The following is an 18,643-nucleotide window of genomic DNA, read 5'->3' as shown; positions in this document are numbered from 1 at the left end:
CCCTTGAGACAAGGAATTGCCAGGGGGAAATATGAATTAAAAAAAATTTAATACATTGTTCCTGAGGCAAATATGGCAAATAATTTTCTGTTCTTCTGAAGAATCACAAATTTATAATGATAAATTAATCTGCAATTTTGAAAATCAAACGTGCTTGGTATCGGAAACGCTCACATTGATTTCATTTGCATATGTGAATAATGCCTGTTCCAGACAATCCATCGCAGCATTAATCGACTCCACATTCAGTACATAAGCCAGCCTTACTTCGTTTTTGCCCAGTCCTGCTGTACCATAAAATCCTGTTGCTGGCGCAAGCATAACTGTCTGGTCTTTATATGAGAAGTCTTCAAGCAGCCATTGGCAGAATTTATCGGCATCGTCGATCGGAAGTCGGGCGATGGCATAAAAGGCTCCGCCGGGGTTCGGGCAGAACACGCCTTCCATGGCATTCAGCCTGTTAACCAGGGTATCGCGACGCAACAGGTATTCTGCTTTAGTGGCATCGAAATATGTGTCTGGAAGATCAACTGCTGCTTCGGCGGCGATTTGAGCAAAACCGGGCGGACTCAGCCTGGCTTGTGCAAACTTCATAACAGCATCCAGCAGGGACTTATTCCTGGTCACCAGGGCGCCGATCCTGGCACCGCATGCACTATATCGTTTGCTGATGGTATCCATCAGGACTACATGGTCATCAACCCCTTCCAGCTGCATGGCGCTGAAATGCTCGCCTGTATAGCAAAATTCGCGGTATGCTTCGTCTGCGAAAAGGAAAAGCTGGTGTTTGAGGATGATCTGCTTGAGTACTTCCATCTCTTCCCGGCTATACAGGTAGCCGGTTGGATTATTAGGATTGCAGATCACGATCGCTTTTGTGCGTGGGGTAATGGCCTTTTCAAATTCTTCGATAGGAGGCAACGCAAAGCCGTTTTCGATGTAAGAAGTAATCGGTTTTACCACCACACCTGCAGCCACTGCAAAACCGTTATAGTTGGCGTAGAAGGGTTCCGGGATAATGACTTCGTCACCGGGGTCGAGGCAGGCCATAAACCCGAACTGTATTGCTTCCGAACCACCTGTTGTAACGATGATCTGGTTGTGGTTTACATGGATGCCGACCTTTTCATAGTATTCGGTGAGTTTCCGGCGGTAACTTTCATTACCTGCACTATGGCTGTACTCAAGCACTTTGAAATCAGCATTGCGCACCGCATCCAGCATAGCCTTTGGTGTCTCAATGTCAGGCTGGCCGATGTTGAGGTGATAAACCCTGATTCCTTTTTTCTTGGCTGCTTCCGCAAAAGGTACAAGTTTGCGGATAGGCGAGGGCGGCATGGCAAGGCCGCGTTGACTAATCTGTAACATGCCGCAAAGATAATTGCAGATCAGTCCGGCTCACTCACTAATTTTTCCCGGATTCGCTGAAGTTCCAGGAGCTGGTCTTTGCTGAGCACAGGAAAAGATGTTTCTATGCGATTAAATTCCCTTGCGATTATGGCGGCAATGCATAGCCTGGAAAACCATTTATCATCAGCCGGTACCACATGCCAGGGTGCTATACTGGTTGAGGTTTCCCCAAGCATACTCTCATACGCAGCCATATATTCATTCCACAGGTTCCTTTCGTCTACATCTGCGAGTGAAAACTTCCAATTCTTTGCAGGTTCGTCGATTCTTTCCAAAAACCTTTTTTTCTGCTCTTTTTTACTCACATGAAGGAAGATCTTGATAATCACCATCCCGTTTTGCGCAAGGTTTTTTTCAAAACGGTTGATTTGTTTGTATCTCTTGTCCCAGAAGTCTTCGGTTATATCACTCGTTTTTTCAACGCCCGGCAGGTTTTCACCTAATATGTATTCGGGGTGAACCCTGGTAACCAAAACGTTTTCGTAATGGGAGCGGTTAAAGATCCCGATTTCACCGCGGGCGGGGAGTGCTTTATAATGTCGCCAGAGGAAATTATATTCAAGCTCTTCCACCGATGGTTTCTTAAAGCTGGTCACTTTAACTCCCTGGGGATTAAATCCACTCATCACATGTTTTATGGCGCTGTCCTTACCTGCAGCATCCATTGCCTGTAGTACAACAAGAATGCTGTAACGATTGTGGGCATACAATTTTTCCTGCATATCAGAGAGCATTAGTATCCCTTCCTGAAGCATTTCAACTCCCTGCTCCTTAGTAACGAATTTACCATCATGGTCGGTTTTGAAATCTTTATCCAGGGAAACTTGCTGATTTGGCTGAACGATCAATGTGTCAAGATAGTCGAGAAGCTGTTTGCTGTCCATTTGCAGGATGTTAATTTGAATATTATCAAAAAACCATGCCCGTGAAGGGCAAAAAAAATCCCCGCTGGAAGCGGGGATCGTATAAAATTATTCCGGATTATTTTCCGTCTTTCTTGCCCTTTTCGGTTTCAAACTTGGCGTATTGCTCAGCGGTGAGTACTTCTCCGCTTATACGCAGTTCAAGTGGCTGATCGGCGCCGGCAACTTTGACAAAGATTGTTTTTTCGAACGGCCCTGCGGCTGCCGCGTTGAAACCTGCCGTGATTTTATTCGCCTTACCTTTTGCTACCGGTTGTTGAGGCCAAACCGGGGTAGTGCATCCGCAGCTGGCAGTGGCAGTTTCAATTACCACCGGTTGTGCGGACACATTGGTAAATTCGAACTGGTGATTTACAGGAGTACCCTGCTTGATCTTACCAAAATTGAATTTTAGTTCACTGAATTTAACCAGGTCTTCAGCTTTTTTTGACTGGGCAAAAATGGCCGCACTGATCACAAAGGCGAATAAGGTAAGCGCTATTTTTTTCATACTTTTCGTTTTCTCTTGATATTAATTGGTTTGTTTTAGCAGTTGAACTGAGCTATTAACAGGCGCCGATGACATTGGTTTGCCCACCTGCCCTTTTATAACAATTGTTTTGGATTTGCCCTGGTTATATACAATAGTCACAGTTTTCTCAAAAATGCCCTCTGCAGCTGCATTATAGCCTACTTTGATTGCCCCTGTGCCCCGGGGAGGAACCGGGTCTTTTGACCATTCCGGCGTAGTACACCCGCAACTGGCCGACACCTGTTCAATCCGCAATGAGTCTGTTCCCCTGTTGATTAGCGTAAAGGTATAATGTACTGGCCGCCCGTGTCTTATTGTTCCGAAATCGTGAGCTGCTGAGATTTCCAGCGGATCGTTTCCGGAAGTTTGTGCACTCAGTCCCAGTGAGCCGGCAAAACAGCTTACAGCAACAATTAATAAGCGAACGGCAGGATTTCTCATTATTTTATATAAACGCAAGACAAATGTAGCTATTGTCCACGATTTTTCCCCACCGGGTAATGTCTTCTGCCGGGTATGACTAACGATTGTTCGCTTCAGCTGTTTTTCCATTAGATTTGCCGCATGGAAAAGCTCATGGACCAGGACCTGATAGCTTCAGAAAAACTTAGTTTCGACCATTTCCGGGAAGAAGTACTCCGCGATTACCAGCTGGCCTGCGAAAGCAGGGAAGCCAGCCTTATGGGTCGCAAGGAAGTGCTCACCGGTAAAGCCAAATTTGGCATCTTCGGTGATGGTAAAGAAGTTGCCCAGATCGCGGCCGCAAAATTTTTCCGGCCCGGTGACTTCAGGGCAGGTTACTACCGGGATCAGACGTTCGTTTTTGCCAGTAAACTGGCAACTGTAGAGCAGTTCTTTGCCCAGTTATATGCTAATCCGGATATCAACCAGGATCCCTTTAGCGCCGGCAGGCAGATGAATTCACATTTTGCAACTCCAAATGTTGACGAAGAAGGCAATTGGATGCCGTTGGCCTACCAGAAAAATGTTTCCAGCGATATGGCTCCTACAGCGGGACAAATGCCCCGTGCGCTTGGGCTTGCATATGCATCAAAAGTGTTCCGGAATGTAGATGGGCTGAAAGATTTCCCGGAACTATCCAATAATGGAAATGAAGTCTGCTTTTGTACAATCGGGGATGCCTCCACATCTGAAGGACACTTCTGGGAGGCCGTTAATGCAGCCGGCGTAATGCAGGTTCCGCTCGCGATTTTCGTATGGGATGACGGCTACGGCATTTCTGTCCCGAAAAAATACCAGACAACAAAAGGTTCTATCTCAGAGGTGCTGAAAGGATTTCAGCAAAGGGATGGATCAAACGGATTGGATATTTATCGCCTGAAAGGCTGGGACTATGCCGGCATGGTTGAGGTTATGGAACCTGCCATCCAAAAGATCAGGGATACTCATATCCCCGCCGTTTTTCATGTCGAGGAGATCACGCAGCCCCAGGGGCATTCCACATCAGGTAGTCATGAGCGTTATAAGAGTCCGGAAAGGCTGGAGTGGGAGCGGGCATTCGATTGCATCAAAAAATTCAGGGAATGGATCCTTGAAAACGTGCTGAGCAGTGAGGAAGAATTGAATGATCTGGAGATCAGGGCTAAAGAAAATGTAAGAGACGCCAAAAACCGGGCATGGTCAATTTACCTCCAACCGATCAAAGACCAGGTTACCCGTGTCCTTGAACTTACACGGAATGTGGTGCCGCAGGTTCCGGAGAAGGCCGCCCGGCTGAATGAACTTGTCACTCGTCTCGAAGCGGAAAAAGAGCCCATGCGCCGTGATGTAATGCATACGCTGCACCAGGTTATTGAAACATTAGGCAGGCATGACAGTGCGTTCTGGCTGAAAGACTATTACCGGGAACTTAAAGAGCTGAATGCCAGCCTGTATAATACCCACCTATATAACGAGGGACCCAAAAGTGCGCTTAATGTAACACCGGTTCCGGTGACCTACAGCGCAGATGCTCCGATGCTTAACGGGTATGAGGTTCTTAATCGTTATTTCGACCAGCTCTTCACCACTAATCCGAAAGTGATCGCCTTTGGTGAAGATGTCGGGTATATTGGTGACGTGAACCAGGGTTTTGCAGGGTTGCAGGCAAAACATGGTGAATTCCGGATTTCGGATACAGGCATCCGTGAACTTACTATAATGGGCCAGGGGGTAGGAGCAGCATTCAGGGGTTTACGGCCGATTGCAGAAATTCAATACCTCGATTACCTTCTTTACGGCCTGCAGCCACTTAGTGATGACGTTGCCACGACGCATTACCGCACTTCTGGAAAACAGAGTTGCCCGCTGATTGTGAGAACCCGCGGTCACCGCCTCGAAGGCATCTGGCATAGTGGATCACCCATGGGTATGATCATAAATTCTCTCCGTGGAATGTATGTCTGTGTTCCCCGGAATATGGTTCAGGCTGTTGGAATGTACAATACCCTCCTTAAAGCCAATGACCCGGCAATCATGATCGAGTGCCTTAACGGCTACCGGCTAAAGGAAAAGATGCCTGATAACCTGAACGAGTTCACCTTACCGTTAGGTATTCCGGAAGTGCTGCGTTCCGGTTCAGATATTACTATTGTGTCTTATGGTGCAACACTTCGGATCGTCCAGGAAGCAGCAAACATGCTGGCAGAGTCTGGAGTGCAATGTGAGATTGTAGATGTGCAGACACTGCTGCCATTCGATATCAATCATAAGATCCTTGAGTCACTGAAAAAGACAAACCGGATCCTTTTTGCGGATGAAGATGTGCCGGGTGGAGCAGCAGCATATATGTTCAACCACGTGATGGAAGTACAGGGTGGATACCGGTGGCTCGATGTGGCACCCAGAACTCTCACCGCCAAAGCTCACCGCCCGGCTTATGCCAGTGATGGTGATTACTTCAGTAAACCCAATGTTGAAGATGTGTTCGAAGTCGTTAAGGAAATGATGGCTGAATGAGGTGGAAACAACGCAGTGGCCTTTTCCCGGGTAACTGCGTTGTGACTGTTATTTAGTGTTGTTCTGGTCTACATAGTCAACCAGCTTCCAGATATCACTTCTTACCATTTTCCTTAGTTGCTCAACCATTTCGGTCATCTTCGCAAAGTCCACATTGTGAGGAATGTTATTGAAAGCTTCTTCGTACTTGGGATCTATCAGTGACTTCAGATCATCGAAGAAATTTGCCGTGACAAAATCACTGTCGGCATTTATTGAAACCGGTAACAGCTTTTCATATAGTCCCCAGTCTGTCAACGCATGCAGTTTGATCCTTTCCTGGTGAATAGGATAGTAAACATCCCGCTCAGTTTTTATATAATCCTGCACTTTCCCTGGAACGGTTTTCATGTAATCTATCTGCACATACTTTGAAACCGGTGTGTTTTCGTTTATCCCTGCCCGGTGAATATATACTTCTCTCTTTACAAGCGTGCGGAGGTCATTGATCTGTGCTACAAATTTATCAAAGCCATCTTTCGGTGCCCCACTAACAGCTTTCATGTAAAGGTCCCTGGTAGGAGTCGGGTATTCAACAAGGTCTGCAAAATTGGTGGAAACTGTTACCGCCACATAATCATACTTTTTTTCTTCATCACCGGTCATCAGTACTTCATAGAAATACCATCCAAGGATGGCCTTTTGTTTGAACCGGTATTCAAGCACTTTATGTGCAGTGTTTTTGACCATGTCCACATACGCTTCATTTTTTCCAGGTTTAACCTTAAAAAATGTGGCACTTACAAATACCTGCTGATTGCCTGCGGTCTGGGCATCTGCAATTGGTGTAAGTATCAAAAGCCAGGCGATGGAAGCGATCAGGATGAATAACCGTCTGCTTAAACTGTGCAAACAGTAACCGCGGAATAGATTAGCTGACATATTTCAAAGATTAAGATGAATAAATCTTTGTATCAGGCGCGGAGATGGGACGGAAAGGACAGATTATTGGTACTGGTGCGGAATGGCAATACAAGGTAAAATTATTGCTGAACATAGTCAATAAAAAAACCTGTTGCAATGAACAGGTTTTGATATTTTAATAAGGCGATCAGGCAAGATTGTGGAACACCTTCTGGACGTCTTCGTCCTGTTCGATCTTGTCAACCAGCTTTAAGACTTCCTGGGCCTGTTCTTCCGCCAATTGAACGGTATTCTGCGGTATCCATTCGACTTCGGCGCTTATTGGTGTAATACCTTTATCCTCCAGCGCTTTTTGCATATTTCCGAAGTCAGTGAACGCACATCGAACCACAAGCACCTCTTCACCGTTTTCACCGGTTCCTTCCCCAAGTTCTTCGAGACCAAAATCTATAAGCTCAAGCTCCATATCTTCTGCGTTCAGTCCTTCGGGTTTCAGCTTGAAAACGCCCATTTTTTTGAATTGGAAGCTCACGCTTCCGCTGTTGCCGAGTGTTCCGTTGCCCTTATTGAAAATAGCTTTTACGTTTGCTACCGTACGCACATGGTTATCCGTTGCTGTTTCAACCAGGATGGCAACGCCGTTAGGACCATATCCTTCATACAGGATCTCATCATAGTTCTCCATGTCCTTGCCCTGCGCACGCTTGATGGCTGCTTCCACGCGATCCTTCGGCATGTTTACCGATTTGGCGTTCTGGAAACAACGGCGAAGAGCCGGGTTGGTTGTAGGATCCGGACCTCCTGATTTTACTGCAATAGCAATTTCCTTACCTATACGGGTGAACTGCTTTGCCATTCTGTCCCACCTGGCAAACATTGTTGCTTTACGAACTTCAAATATGCGGCCCATTGTTATTTCTTATTCAAATGTCAATAGTCAAAAATTAATTTCCGGGCGAAGTTACTTTTTACGCGACGATTGACAATAGCCGGGAAATAAAAAAGCGGTCCGGACAGGCCCGGACCGCTTAATATTATAGAAAAAATTTATTAATCAAAATCAGCCGCCTTGGGCAGAATTTCGCCGGGCTTATGGCCAGGTTCATTCAGCTTGCTGTTTTTGCGGCTGTAGACAAAGTAAATCACCAGGCCCACGACCATCCAGATCATGGCAACTTTCAGGGTCTGGATGTCAAGCGCAATGATCATTCCTGTACAGATCAATACGCCGAGTATCGGAACGATCGGAACAAGTGGTGTCCGGAAGGGCCGTTCGATCTGAGGGTCAGTTCTACGCATAATCCATACACCTGCACTTACAAGTACAAACGCGAACAGGGTTCCAAAAGAGGTAAGATCGCCGGCAACGCTTCCCGGAACGAAAGCTGCGAACAGTCCAACAAATATGAACAGCAGCCAGTTTGCTTTATATGGTGTTTTGAACTTCGGGTGGAGATCGCCAAAGGCTTTCGGGATCAGTCCGTCATTGCTCATAGTATAAAAGATCCGGCTCTGGCCCATCAGCATCACGAGAATTACTGAAGAGAAACCTGCAAGAATCGCTACAGTAACTGCCGTTGCCAGCCAGCTGTAACCAGTCATGTAAGTCTGGATCGCATAGGCAACTGAAGCTTCTTTACCTGCAGTCTTGAACTCCTGCCAGGGGGCAACGCCTGTCAGTACATGGCCGAAGAGAATATAAAGGATGGTACAAACCACGAGTGAACCGAGAATTCCGATTGGCATGTCGCGCTTTGGGTTCTTGGCTTCCTGCGCTGCAGTACTAACGGCATCAAAACCGATAAACGCGAAGAATACAATAGCTGCTCCGCCAAGTACACCACCCCAACCCCATTTAAAGACTGAGTCATGTCCTGGCGTTCCCTGTGGAATGAGATAAGGAGTATGATTGTCAGGGTTGATGAACTGCCAGCCGAGAGCAATAAACAACAATACGATGGCAACCTTGATAAATACAATGATTGCATTCACAATTGCTGATTCCTGTGTTCCTTTAATGAGCAGGAGGGTGAGGGCAAGCAGGATAATAAGCGCAGGAGCGTTGATAATTCCGCTGGTAACCTGTACCAGCCCGCTCAGGTTTGCAGGAAGCTGTGCGAATTGTCCTTCCGTGAGTATCAGAGAACCGTCTTTTGCTGCCTTGATAAAGTCAGCGTTGAATGCAGCAATCTGGTTGATACTATCCTGTCCGGTCACCTTGTGAAGTGATTCGAACGGCGAGTGGCACCATTCATAAGGAATACTGCCTCCTAACAGGTTATTCAGGTATTCGCTCCAGGCAATGGATACAGTGGCAGCACCCAGTGCATATTCCATAATCAGTGCCCAGCCAATGATCCAGGCAACGAGTTCTCCCATGGTTACATAAGAATATGCATATGCGCTTCCGGCGATCGGAATCATTGAAGCAAATTCTGCATAACATAATCCAGCGAATGCACAACCAATTGCAGCAACTATGAAGGAAAGGGTCACGGCTGGACCGGAAGCTTCTGCCGCTGCAGCCGCAGTTCGTACAAACAGACCGGCGCCGATGATAGCCCCGATACCGAGAGCAACCAGGTTTGTTGCGCCCAGTGTACGTTTCAGCCCTTTTTCTGAATCAGCAGCCGAAGCCAGTAAGTGAGCCAGAGATTTTTTTCTGAATAAACTCATACAAGTTTTGTTGGTGTTTAGAGATCCTGTTAAGAAGCCCGTAAAATAAATAATAAATTGATTCCATCGCCCTAAACTTTGTCCCGCAGCGGATTTCCGACGATTATTTTGGTGGCGTCAGGATTTTTTCGAATTTTCGGCCTTCTTTTTCAAGTATATCCGCTCACGATGGCAAAACAAAACAGGTTAACTATATATATATTGGTAGCAATGCTGCTTGGTGTACTCGTTGGTTATCTCGTACACAACAATGCAGGGAAGGATTTTCTTACAAGTTTTGCCAACAATATAAAACTGCTGACTACCATTTTCCTACGTATGGTGCAAATGATCATAGCACCATTGGTGTTTTCGACATTGGTAGTCGGTATTGCAAAGCTCGGCGATCTTAAAGCAGTGGGTCGGGTAGGAGGTAAAGCTTTGCTCTGGTTCATTACTGCTTCTTTGACCAGCCTGTTGATAGGCATGGTACTGGTAAACTTCTTTAAGCCTGGTGCAGCAATCGATCTTAGTAATGCAGATGCCAGCGGTGCCTAGGATCTTATCGGTAAGACCAAAGTGTTTTCACTTGTCAATTTTGTTGAACATGTGTTTCCGAAAAGCGTCATTGAAGCAATGGCCACGAATGAAATTCTCCAGTTGGTAGTCTTCAGTATCTTTTTTGGTGTGGCTGCAACAGCACTCGGCGATTATTCAAAACCAGTGATCAAGGCACTTGACGGTGTAGCGCATATCATTTTGAAAATGGTGAATTACGTGATGGCATTTGCACCGTTGGGAGTCTTCGGTGCGATCGCTGCCGTAATTGCGGTGAAAGGGCTGGAAGTATTCCGGTTTTATGGTTTATACCTGTTCTATTTTCTTATAGGGATCGCGGTGCTATGGGCAGTTTTACTTTCGGTCGGATATCTCATCCTTGGCGGAAGAATGACGATACTGCTTAAGCGCATTGCGCAACCTTTGCTGATTGCCTTCAGCACCACATCGAGCGAAGCTGTTTTCCCTAAACTAACGGAAGAACTGGAGCGCTTTGGCTGTCGCGACAAGATCGTGTCATTTATCCTGCCCCTGGGTTATAGTTTTAACCTGGATGGAAGCATGATGTATATGACATTTGCGAGCCTGGCGATTGCACAGGCTTACGGCGTGCACCTCAGTACAGGAGAACAGCTGACCATGCTGCTGGTGCTGATGCTGACGAGTAAGGGAATTGCCGGGGTACCTCGGGCATCTCTTGTAGTAGTGACTGCAACCTGCGCCATGTTCAATATCCCACCGGAAGGAATTGCACTGATTATACCAATCGATCATTTTTGTGATATGTTCAGAAGTATGACAAACGTACTGGGAAATGCGCTGGCTACTTCGGTAGTAAGCAAATGGGAAGGCGAACTTGAAGGCTAAACTGTAGAATAGATATGATAAAAAAGTACAAAGGGTTCCTGTTATTGCTGATCGTGATCATGAACTGGCTGCCGGCTGCCGCGCAACCGGTCAGGGTAAGGTTTCTTAATCAGTATGAGTCACCGGTAAAAGAAATCTTCCTGGTTACATCATCAGGTTCCCAACAGTATGCTACAGATAAGGAAGGTTATGCATCGATTAGCCTGAATCCTGATGAACGTGTGCAGGTGACCGCTAGTTTGCATGACTCCGCCTCCTTCGTATACCGCCAGCTTCCGGAAAACAAAACAGTAACACTCAGCAAGGAATTTTCCTGGAAAGACCTGTTGAATCCCATGTTCTATATTATTTATGGCGGGTTATGGATGCTGCTGCTGATCGTTTTTGCGGAAACCGGCCTGTTTGCGGGTTTCTTTCTGCCGGGCGACAGTCTCCTTTTTGTTGCGGGCATTTACAGCACTAACCTGGCGAATGAATTCCTGAAAGCGGTCGGACTTGAAGGCATTGGCAACGAGTGGCTCAACCTGGTTATCCTGGCGTCTCTTGTCTCTTTTGCAGGGATCGTGGGCAATACGGTGGGCTACTGGTTCGGAAGAAAGATCGGTCCAGCCATGTTCCGCTGGAAAGACAATTTCTTTTTTAAGAAAAGATACCTTGATGAAGCGCATGATTTTTATGATAAGCATGGTGGCGGTGCAATTGTGTTTGCCAGGTTCCTCCCGATCGTAAGGACATTTGCGCCCATCGTTGCCGGAATAGTAGGAATGGATAAAAAGAAATTTGCGTTTTACAATATTGCAGGCTGTATTGCCTGGGTAGTCAGCATGATCTTCGCCGGTCATTTCCTTCAGATATGGGTAAAGAATCAATTTGGCTTTGAGTTAAAAGACCATCTCGAAGTTATCATCATCGTTATCGTACTTGTAACGACAGCCCCGGTTCTCTGGAAACTGATCTTCGGTAAAAAGAAACCATCATGAATCAAAATCCTTCCCCGAAAACCTCCGTATTCAACATTGCTGTTATTGTCGCCGCCCTTGGGTATTTTGTAGACATTTACGATCTGCTGATGTTCAGCATCATCAGGGTCGAAAGCCTGAAAGATCTTGGACTTTCACCGGATGGTGTACGTGACCAGGGCCTTTTCATCATCAATATGCAAATGCTTGGTCTGCTTATTGGTGGTATTTTATGGGGAGTGCTTGCCGATAAAAAAGGCAGGTTAAGTGTGTTGTTTGCATCGATCATCTTGTATTCCCTTGGTAACATCGCGAACGGCTTTGTTCAGACCGTTAACCAGTATGCACTGATCCGTTTTATTTCCGGAATCGGGCTCGCTGGTGAACTCGGTGCAGGTATCACCCTGGTGAGCGAACTGCTTCCTAAGAATAAACGCGGCGTCGGTACATCTCTCGTTGCCGGTATAGGACTGTCGGGCGCTGTTCTGGCCTATTTCATGAAGCAACATTTTCATTGGAGGATTTGCTACTTTATCGGCGGTGGACTCGGCATAATGCTTCTCTTCCTTCGGATTAAGGTTGCGGAATCAGGCATCTTCCGGGAAGTGAAAGAAAGTAATGTTGCCAAAGGAAACTTCCTGATGTTCTTCAATAATGCGGACCGGTTTAAAAGATACATATTGAGCATCCTGATCGGGTTGCCTACCTGGTTTGTAATCGGTATCCTCGTGAGCTTTTCCAGGGAGTTCGGAAAACACATGAATGTTCAGGGCGAGATTGATCCTGGAAAAGCAATCATGTACGCTTACGTTGGGATCTCACTCGGCGACGTGGCCATTGGCCTGGTGAGCCAGGTATTCCGGAGCAGGAAGAAAGCGCTTTACCTTTTTTACGGGCTGACAATTGCCGGAATGATCTGGTTCTTCAATCTGAACGGCGCCAGTACTGATGAGGCATACTGGGCATGTGCATTGCTTGGATTCGGAACCGGGTTCTGGGCTATATTCGTTACTATGGCAGCAGAACAGTTTGGCACAAACCTCAGGGCTACCGCGGCAACAACAGTTCCAAATATGGTCCGGGGGTCGCTGAATCTTATCACGTTGTTGTTTACCGGCCTGCAGGCATCGTATGGTTTTGTGCAGAGCGGAATCATAACAGCAGTAGTGATCCTGGTCATCACATTCATCGCTGCTGCCTTTACGAAAGAAACTTTTGGCAAGGACCTGAATTTTGTGGAAGTATAAACAAGGTATTATGAAGATCCTGGTCATCCGGTTTTCTTCCATTGGAGATATCGTTCTGACGACGCCGGTAGTCCGCTGTCTGAAACAACAGCTTGCGGGCGTGGAGATCCATTACCTGACGAAAAAGTCATTTATCTCCGTCCTTCGGGCGAATCCCTATATCGATAAGATTCACGAGTTATCACAGGACTTCGATGAGACTGTCAGGGCACTCAAGGCGGAAGGTTTTGATTTTGTTGTTGACCTGCACCATAACCTGCGCAGCATGAGGGTGAAGCGTGCTCTGAACTGCCGTTCTGCAAGTTTCAACAAGCTGAATATCCAGAAATGGCTGTATACGAATTTTAAGATCAACCTGATGCCAAAGCGGCACATCGTTGACCGTTACCTTGAAACGGTTTCTTCACTGGGCGTGACAAATGACGGGGGCGGACTGGATTATTTTATTCCGGAATCGGAAATAGTCAGTCAAAAGGATATTCCTGCCTCACACCAGCTTGGTTATATCGGGCTGGTGGTCGGGGCCGCACATGCCACCAAAAGGCTTCCCCTTCATAAACTGAAAGAACTGGTTTCCATCATTGATCACCCGGTGATCGTACTGGGCGGACCTGAAGACAGGGCCGTAGGTGATGTGCTTGCCGAAACAGATCCTTTTAAGATCTATAATGCGTGCGGAAAATTCAGTATCAACGAATCAGCCGACCTGGTACGGCAGGCAAAGCTGGTTATCAGTCACGATACCGGGCTGATGCATATAGCAGCGGCTTTTCGCAAACCGGTGATTTCTGTCTGGGGCAATACTGTTCCCGCATTTGGGATGTACCCGTATTACGGTCAGTCTTACAACCGCCCGCAAATGCAATCATTCGACATCGTTGAAGTAAACGGCTTACCCTGCAGACCCTGTTCCAAGATCGGATATGAAAAGTGCCCGAAAGGCCATTTTAAATGCATGGAGCAGATAGACCCTGCCCATATCCGTAAGCTGGTTCAAAAAATGCTGAATTCAAAATAATTATTTGGCATAGTTGCCGGTCCATTCGCCCGTTGCATCGAACAGGTTAAAACCAACCATTGAATCTTCACAGAAGAAACTCCTGGTCCATTCGTCTTGCAGGTTGAAGTAATTGTAGGTATTTGAACTTGTCTTAACAAGGTAGCCTTTCCACACGCCCTTGTCGTCAAAATCAAGCACTACAAACTGGTTGGCAATCACAAGGTAACCGGTAAGCCTGCTGTCCTTATCGAACATGTAGTACCCTCTCCAGTTATTGTTGCTCAGCGGGTGAAGACTGAACGTATACATTGGATTGATACTGTGGTTGCTCAACGGACTGAAATCCTTGTTGTATTTAGGATTGATGAGTTTGTTCTTTTCCGGATTGATACCATCATTCATGGAAGGATTGATATTCCAGTTGTGTTTTGGATTGATCCTGATGTTTTTGATGGGATTGATGCGGGGGTTGGCGTAAGGGGAAATTGCCAGGTTAAGTATGGGATTCCGCTGCGAAGGAAGTTCTGGCGCATCCTGCGCTACTGAAATAGTTACCAACGACAATAAAAGCACCGTGAGTAAGGGCTTGATCATACTCTTTTTGTTTGAATAGGTTTCAGAATTAAATGGCCTTGCGGCAATAAAAGGTAAATACCCGAAGCTTTAAATAGGCGTTGGAGAAGCTTTATATAGGTGTTGGAGCGGGAAGTATGTGATTACAAATCTAATCGATTAGTGATGGGAACAAAAGGAAAGCAGGAAAATAATTTTGAATATATTAAAAAAACCGGCCTATAGCCGGTTTTTACTATCATAACTAATTGCATTACAACGTGTTCAGTACTTCGTTCATTGCTCTGACAGCGTCAGCACTTTTATTAAAAAGAGCCTGTTCTTCTTCGTTAAGTTCAAAGCTTATGATCTTTTCCCAACCGTTACGTCCGATAATCACGGGAACGCCAAGGCAAATGTCTTTCTGACCGTATTCGCCTTCAAGCGAAACGCAGCAGGTAAACAGTTTCTTTTCGTCGCGTACAATGCTTTCTACCATTGCAGCGCCTGCAGCACCCGGTGCATACCAGGCGGAAGTGCCGATCAGTTTGGTTAACGTGGCGCCCCCGACCATTGTGTCAGCAACAGCTTCTTTCTGTTCATTCTGGTTTAAGAAACGGGTAACAGGTACAGAATTCCAGGTAGCGAAGCGGATAAGGGGAATCATTGTGGTATCACCGTGACCGCCAACCACAACGGCATTCAGGTCGGCAGGAGAGCAGCCAAGGCGCTGGCTCAGCTGGTACTTGAATCGTGCGCTGTCCAAAGTTCCGCCCATACCGATGATGCGGTTCTTGGGCAGACCGGTTGACTTCAATGCGAGTTGTGTCATGGTATCCATCGGATTGCTGATCACAATAATGATGGCGTCGGGTGAATATTTGAGGATATTGTCACAAACATTTTTCACAATACCGGCATTGGTTCCGATAAGCTCTTCGCGGGTCATGCCGGGTTTACGTGGGATACCTGAAGTAATAACCACAACACTGCTGCCTGCTGTTTTGCTGTAGTCATTGGTTGAACCTGTTATCTTGGTATCGAAACCGAGCAGGGCTGCGGTCTGCATCATATCCTGGGCCTTACCTTCTGCCAGGCCTTCCTTAATGTCAAGCAAAACCAGCTCCTGGCAAAGTTCTTTGCGGGCAATGTTATCGGCACAGGTTGCACCAACGGCTCCTGCACCTACTACTGTAACTTTCATTTGGAAATTTTATGCTGTGAAATAATGATTTGCGCAGCAAAGATATTAGAAAGTCAAAAGTCAAAATGAAAAAGTGAGAATCGGATGTTACTTGCCAAATGCACCAGCGATTTTATCAATCCTGGTTGACCCCGAAAAGCTGTTCAGCAGTTTTCCTTTCTTATCGTACAGGGCAATAAAAGGCAGGTCGCCGATCCGGAAATAAGACGGCAGAAAGAACTTTTCATCCCGGCCGATGTAAAGATTTTTCCAGTCAGCCAACTTGTAATTCTGATAAAAACGGGTAAGGTCTTCAATGGGATGATAGGTAGCCAGCACAATGTTCAGGTCTTTTAACCTGTCATATCCGGCCTTCATCCATTCAACCTGCTCCTGGCAGTGGTGGCAGTCCGGGCTGAAAAACATAATTAACGTGCCCTTATTGTTACTCAGGTTTTCCCGCTTGATCATCTTGCCGTCCAGCCCTTTGAGTTCAAACGGAGGAACAGTAGGGTAACGCAGGAAAGGGGCAGGGACGTTCTGACTGTCCTGGGCCAGCGAAGTAAATGAATGAAACATTATGAACTGGGTCAGCAGTATTATGATAGCAATACGGAGATTTTTCATGGAGCAAAAATAACTCATTCGTTCAGGCAGCCGCGGCCGGCCGATTTTAAGTTAACAGTTTTTTTAGCGAAATAATTTGCATTTCTACGAAAAATCCGTAGGTTTACGAAAACTTCGTAGATATGGAAAAGCTAACGCCTCAGGAAGAGCAGGCTATGCAGGCGATCTGGCAGGCAGGGGAAGGAAATGTAAAGGCCTTTTTGGAATCTATCCCCGAACCCCGTCCACCCTACACAACACTTGCATCAACCGTAAAGAACCTTGAGAAAAAGGGATACCTGAGCAGCAGCATGGTGGGGAATACTTATGTGTACCGGCCTGCCATAACCGAAGCAGAATACAAGAAGAGGTTCATGCGTCATTTTATCCGGGACTATTTTGATAATTCATATAAGGATATGGTAAGTTTTTTCATCCAGCAGAAAAACCTGAGTAAGGATGAATTGCAGGAGATCATCGAATTGATAGAAAAAGGAGAAACGAAAAAATAATTACAATGCTTGCTTATCTGTTCAAACTTTCAATCAGCCTGGCTTTCGTTTACCTGTTTTACCAGGTCTTCCTCCGGCGGATGACATTTTACCAGTGGAACAGGTGGTACCTTCTTGGGTACTCGGCGATTTGCTTTGTTCTTCCGCTCATAAATATTTATGGACTGATGGAAGAACACGAAACCAGCCCGGAATTTTTCAGGTATATCCCGTCAATAGGAGCGGAATCTGCCGTGGTTCCAAAGGCCGGGAATAGTATTGATCCCTATGTTGTTGTCTTCCTGGCGGGGGTAACGATAATGCTTATGCGGTTATTGGTACAGTACTTCTCTTTTATGAAAGTGTACAGGAAAGCAACCCTGATTGCCGGGGACTCTGTAAAGCTTTATGAAGTGAAGGAACCGATCATTCCATTTTCGTTCGGAAGGAATGTGTTCATTAATCCCGGTCAGCATGATGAGTCAGAGCTTAAGGAAATCATCCGGCACGAAATGATCCATGTAAAACAGGCGCACACAATCGATATTCTATTTACCGAACTGTTGGTCATCCTGAACTGGTATAATCCTTTTGCCTGGCTGATAAGAAGGGCCATGCGCCAGAACCTTGAATTCATAGCTGATAGCAAGGTGCTGGAACATGGACTTGATCCGCGGCAGTACCAGTACTTGCTATTAAAAGTGGTAGGGCAGCAACAGTTCAGTTTAGCCAGTCACCTCAATTTTTCCGCAATTAAATCAAGAATTGCCATGATGAACAGTATCAGAACAGCCAGGGTTCACCTGGTGAAATTTGCCTTTGTGCTTCCCCTGGTGGCAGTATTACTGCTTGCATTCAGAAAAGAAAGAGAAGCGCGCAAGGAAAAAGAAGAATTTTTGCAAAATGGTCAGAGCCCACTGTCCAGGTCCATAGCAGTCAATGACACTACTCCGTCCGAAAAGCTCCAATCCCACAGGGAAGGCTACGTGCTGAGTATTGCAGACAACAATGGTGAGTGCATTGTAATCTTCAAGGACAAAACCGGTAAGGTTGTGAAAGCAATGGAACTTACTGAATGGAATAAGAACAGTAAAGTTAATACACTTATATATGGTGAATTGCCTTCGGTACCGCCACCACCACCACCTGCGCCGGGAGCGCCGGTTCCTGTTGAAATAGTTGTGCAGCCGACTCCGGCCATAGAGGCTGCGCCAGGAGTTGCTGAGGCACCAAAAAAGACAGTTATGTCGCCTCTGAAAGTATATCCCGTAGTTCCCGCAGCGCCCGAAGCCCCCAGGTTACCGGCCAATGTCCGCAGCATTCAAATCAATAATAATAAGGTAAACGTGGAGCTCAAGAATGGCAGGACGGAAAAATATGACCTGGAAATACCGGCAGAGAAGGCTGCCTTTGAAAAAAAGTATGGTAAGATCCAGGAACCCCAACCACCTCTTCCTGTAAAAAGTATCCAGTTGCAACAGCCTGTTCAACCGGCACCACCCCCGGCACCTGTCCAGGATAAAGGGTCCGGAAGATTTGTGGTAAGAACGACAGGGGATGCTCCTGAACCAATATTTTTTATCGATGGCCGTGAAGCGGGCAGGGATGAGGTGAACCGGATCAACCCGTCAACTATCGAAAGTGCCAATGTTCTTAAGGGAGAATCTGCCACCCGGAAATATGGGGATAAAGGCAAAAACGGCGTAGTGGAGATCCAGTTGAAAAAGGCATCCGGTTCCGGAAAGCCAGCCAGTTCTTCCACATTCGGACTTTTCAACCCCTTTAAACCCAAAGTTGAGGAAAAGGATAAGTGCTGACGA

Annotated in this window: 16 protein-coding genes and 1 pseudogene; 7 read left to right on the top strand and 10 right to left on the bottom strand. The window is 46.4% G+C overall.

Annotation, left to right across the window (positions count from 1 at the left end; all coding sequences use genetic code 11):
- Positions 1-144 precede the first annotated feature (144 nt).
- The 4 genes from OI18_RS18230 to OI18_RS18215 all read right to left on the bottom strand — a co-directional run bounded on the left by OI18_RS18230 (position 145) and on the right by OI18_RS18215 (position 3,396).
- Positions 145-1,368: a pyridoxal phosphate-dependent aminotransferase gene (locus tag OI18_RS18230; protein WP_039142449.1), complete on the bottom strand. Its 1,224-nt coding sequence runs from the start codon at positions 1,366-1,368 to the stop codon at positions 145-147.
- A 20-nt stretch (positions 1,369-1,388) separates the two neighbouring features.
- A complete protein-coding gene (locus OI18_RS18225) occupies positions 1,389-2,294 on the bottom strand; it encodes a polyphosphate kinase 2 family protein (protein ID WP_039142448.1) in 906 nt (301 codons plus the stop codon).
- A gap of 97 nt (positions 2,295-2,391) precedes the next feature.
- Positions 2,392-2,823: a DUF1573 domain-containing protein gene (locus OI18_RS18220; RefSeq protein ID WP_052273369.1), complete on the bottom strand. Its 432-nt coding sequence runs from the start codon at positions 2,821-2,823 to the stop codon at positions 2,392-2,394.
- A 21-nt stretch (positions 2,824-2,844) separates the two neighbouring features.
- Positions 2,845-3,396, bottom strand: coding sequence for a DUF1573 domain-containing protein (locus OI18_RS18215; RefSeq protein WP_082038042.1), 552 nt, complete (start codon positions 3,394-3,396; stop codon positions 2,845-2,847).
- Between the two features lie 12 nt (positions 3,397-3,408).
- Here OI18_RS18215 and OI18_RS18210 point away from each other — a divergent pair, with 12 nt between their 5' ends.
- Positions 3,409-5,802, top strand: coding sequence for an alpha-ketoacid dehydrogenase subunit alpha/beta (locus OI18_RS18210; protein WP_039142446.1), 2,394 nt, complete (start codon positions 3,409-3,411; stop codon positions 5,800-5,802).
- Between the two features lie 48 nt (positions 5,803-5,850).
- Here the strand turns inward: OI18_RS18210 and OI18_RS18205 are convergent, their stop codons facing one another.
- From OI18_RS18205 to OI18_RS18195, 3 genes are all read right to left on the bottom strand, one after another.
- A complete protein-coding gene (locus OI18_RS18205) occupies positions 5,851-6,723 on the bottom strand; it encodes a hypothetical protein (RefSeq protein WP_039142444.1) in 873 nt (290 codons plus the stop codon).
- Between the two features lie 169 nt (positions 6,724-6,892).
- On the bottom strand, positions 6,893-7,615 hold the full coding sequence (locus OI18_RS18200; protein ID WP_039142443.1) for a YebC/PmpR family DNA-binding transcriptional regulator: 723 nt from the start codon (positions 7,613-7,615) through the stop codon (positions 6,893-6,895).
- A gap of 140 nt (positions 7,616-7,755) precedes the next feature.
- On the bottom strand, positions 7,756-9,381 hold the full coding sequence (locus OI18_RS18195; RefSeq protein WP_039142441.1) for an amino acid permease: 1,626 nt from the start codon (positions 9,379-9,381) through the stop codon (positions 7,756-7,758).
- A gap of 168 nt (positions 9,382-9,549) precedes the next feature.
- Here OI18_RS18195 and OI18_RS18190 point away from each other — a divergent pair.
- From OI18_RS18190 to OI18_RS18175, 4 genes and pseudogenes are all read left to right on the top strand, one after another.
- Positions 9,550-10,785, top strand: a pseudogene (locus OI18_RS18190) (dicarboxylate/amino acid:cation symporter).
- 14 nt (positions 10,786-10,799) lie between these two features.
- On the top strand, positions 10,800-11,765 hold the full coding sequence (locus tag OI18_RS18185; RefSeq protein WP_082038041.1) for a DedA family protein: 966 nt from the start codon (positions 10,800-10,802) through the stop codon (positions 11,763-11,765).
- Entirely contained in the window at positions 11,762-12,991 is a 1,230-nt protein-coding gene (locus OI18_RS18180; RefSeq protein WP_039142439.1) for an MFS transporter, read from the top strand. Before OI18_RS18185 ends, OI18_RS18180 begins: the two co-directional genes overlap by 4 nt.
- Positions 12,992-13,001: 10 nt before the next feature.
- On the top strand, positions 13,002-14,009 hold the full coding sequence (locus OI18_RS18175) for a glycosyltransferase family 9 protein (RefSeq protein ID WP_039142437.1): 1,008 nt from the start codon (positions 13,002-13,004) through the stop codon (positions 14,007-14,009).
- On the opposite strand, the gene OI18_RS18170 is transcribed toward OI18_RS18175, so the two are convergent.
- The 3 genes from OI18_RS18170 to OI18_RS18160 form a co-directional block, all read right to left on the bottom strand.
- The gene (locus tag OI18_RS18170) at positions 14,010-14,585 is read right to left on the bottom strand and encodes a hypothetical protein (protein WP_052273367.1); all 576 of its coding nucleotides are present in this window, start codon (positions 14,583-14,585) and stop codon (positions 14,010-14,012) included.
- 232 nt (positions 14,586-14,817) lie between these two features.
- Positions 14,818-15,747, bottom strand: a complete 930-nt coding sequence (gene mdh, locus OI18_RS18165; protein ID WP_039142436.1) for a malate dehydrogenase — start codon at positions 15,745-15,747, stop codon at positions 14,818-14,820.
- Between the two features lie 87 nt (positions 15,748-15,834).
- Positions 15,835-16,353: a TlpA family protein disulfide reductase gene (locus OI18_RS18160; protein WP_039142434.1), complete on the bottom strand. Its 519-nt coding sequence runs from the start codon at positions 16,351-16,353 to the stop codon at positions 15,835-15,837.
- 122 nt (positions 16,354-16,475) lie between these two features.
- Between OI18_RS18160 and OI18_RS18155 the strand changes: the two genes are divergently transcribed.
- Positions 16,476-16,844 (top strand): BlaI/MecI/CopY family transcriptional regulator, encoded by a 369-nt coding sequence (locus tag OI18_RS18155; RefSeq protein ID WP_039142432.1) that lies wholly within the window; start codon positions 16,476-16,478, stop codon positions 16,842-16,844.
- Between the two features lie 5 nt (positions 16,845-16,849).
- Entirely contained in the window at positions 16,850-18,640 is a 1,791-nt protein-coding gene (locus OI18_RS23935) for a M56 family metallopeptidase (protein ID WP_052273366.1), read from the top strand.
- Positions 18,641-18,643 lie beyond the last annotated feature (3 nt).

This window comes from Flavihumibacter solisilvae (genome assembly GCF_000814475.1).
Classification (GTDB): domain Bacteria; phylum Bacteroidota; class Bacteroidia; order Chitinophagales; family Chitinophagaceae; genus Flavihumibacter; species Flavihumibacter solisilvae.
The sequence above is the reverse complement of the archived record's forward strand: the minus strand, read 5'-3'. Positions and strand labels throughout refer to the sequence as shown.

Bases quoted from the DNA above. Each gene is read 5' to 3' on its own strand.
- OI18_RS18230 (WP_039142449.1), bottom strand. From the start codon at position 1,368: ATGTTACAGATTAGTCAACGCGGCCTTGCCATGCCGCCCTCGCCTATC.
- OI18_RS18225 (WP_039142448.1), bottom strand. From the start codon at position 2,294: ATGGACAGCAAACAGCTTCTCGACTATCTTGACACATTGATCGTTCAG.
- OI18_RS18220 (WP_052273369.1), bottom strand. From the start codon at position 2,823: ATGAAAAAAATAGCGCTTACCTTATTCGCCTTTGTGATCAGTGCGGCC.
- OI18_RS18215 (WP_082038042.1), bottom strand. From the start codon at position 3,396: ATGGAAAAACAGCTGAAGCGAACAATCGTTAGTCATACCCGGCAGAAG.
- OI18_RS18210 (WP_039142446.1), top strand. From the start codon at position 3,409: ATGGAAAAGCTCATGGACCAGGACCTGATAGCTTCAGAAAAACTTAGT.
- OI18_RS18205 (WP_039142444.1), bottom strand. From the start codon at position 6,723: ATGTCAGCTAATCTATTCCGCGGTTACTGTTTGCACAGTTTAAGCAGA.
- OI18_RS18200 (WP_039142443.1), bottom strand. From the start codon at position 7,615: ATGGGCCGCATATTTGAAGTTCGTAAAGCAACAATGTTTGCCAGGTGG.
- OI18_RS18195 (WP_039142441.1), bottom strand. From the start codon at position 9,381: ATGAGTTTATTCAGAAAAAAATCTCTGGCTCACTTACTGGCTTCGGCT.
- OI18_RS18185 (WP_082038041.1), top strand. From the start codon at position 10,800: ATGATAAAAAAGTACAAAGGGTTCCTGTTATTGCTGATCGTGATCATG.
- OI18_RS18180 (WP_039142439.1), top strand. From the start codon at position 11,762: ATGAATCAAAATCCTTCCCCGAAAACCTCCGTATTCAACATTGCTGTT.
- OI18_RS18175 (WP_039142437.1), top strand. From the start codon at position 13,002: ATGAAGATCCTGGTCATCCGGTTTTCTTCCATTGGAGATATCGTTCTG.
- OI18_RS18170 (WP_052273367.1), bottom strand. From the start codon at position 14,585: ATGATCAAGCCCTTACTCACGGTGCTTTTATTGTCGTTGGTAACTATT.
- mdh (WP_039142436.1), bottom strand. From the start codon at position 15,747: ATGAAAGTTACAGTAGTAGGTGCAGGAGCCGTTGGTGCAACCTGTGCC.
- OI18_RS18160 (WP_039142434.1), bottom strand. From the start codon at position 16,353: ATGAAAAATCTCCGTATTGCTATCATAATACTGCTGACCCAGTTCATA.
- OI18_RS18155 (WP_039142432.1), top strand. From the start codon at position 16,476: ATGGAAAAGCTAACGCCTCAGGAAGAGCAGGCTATGCAGGCGATCTGG.
- OI18_RS23935 (WP_052273366.1), top strand. From the start codon at position 16,850: ATGCTTGCTTATCTGTTCAAACTTTCAATCAGCCTGGCTTTCGTTTAC.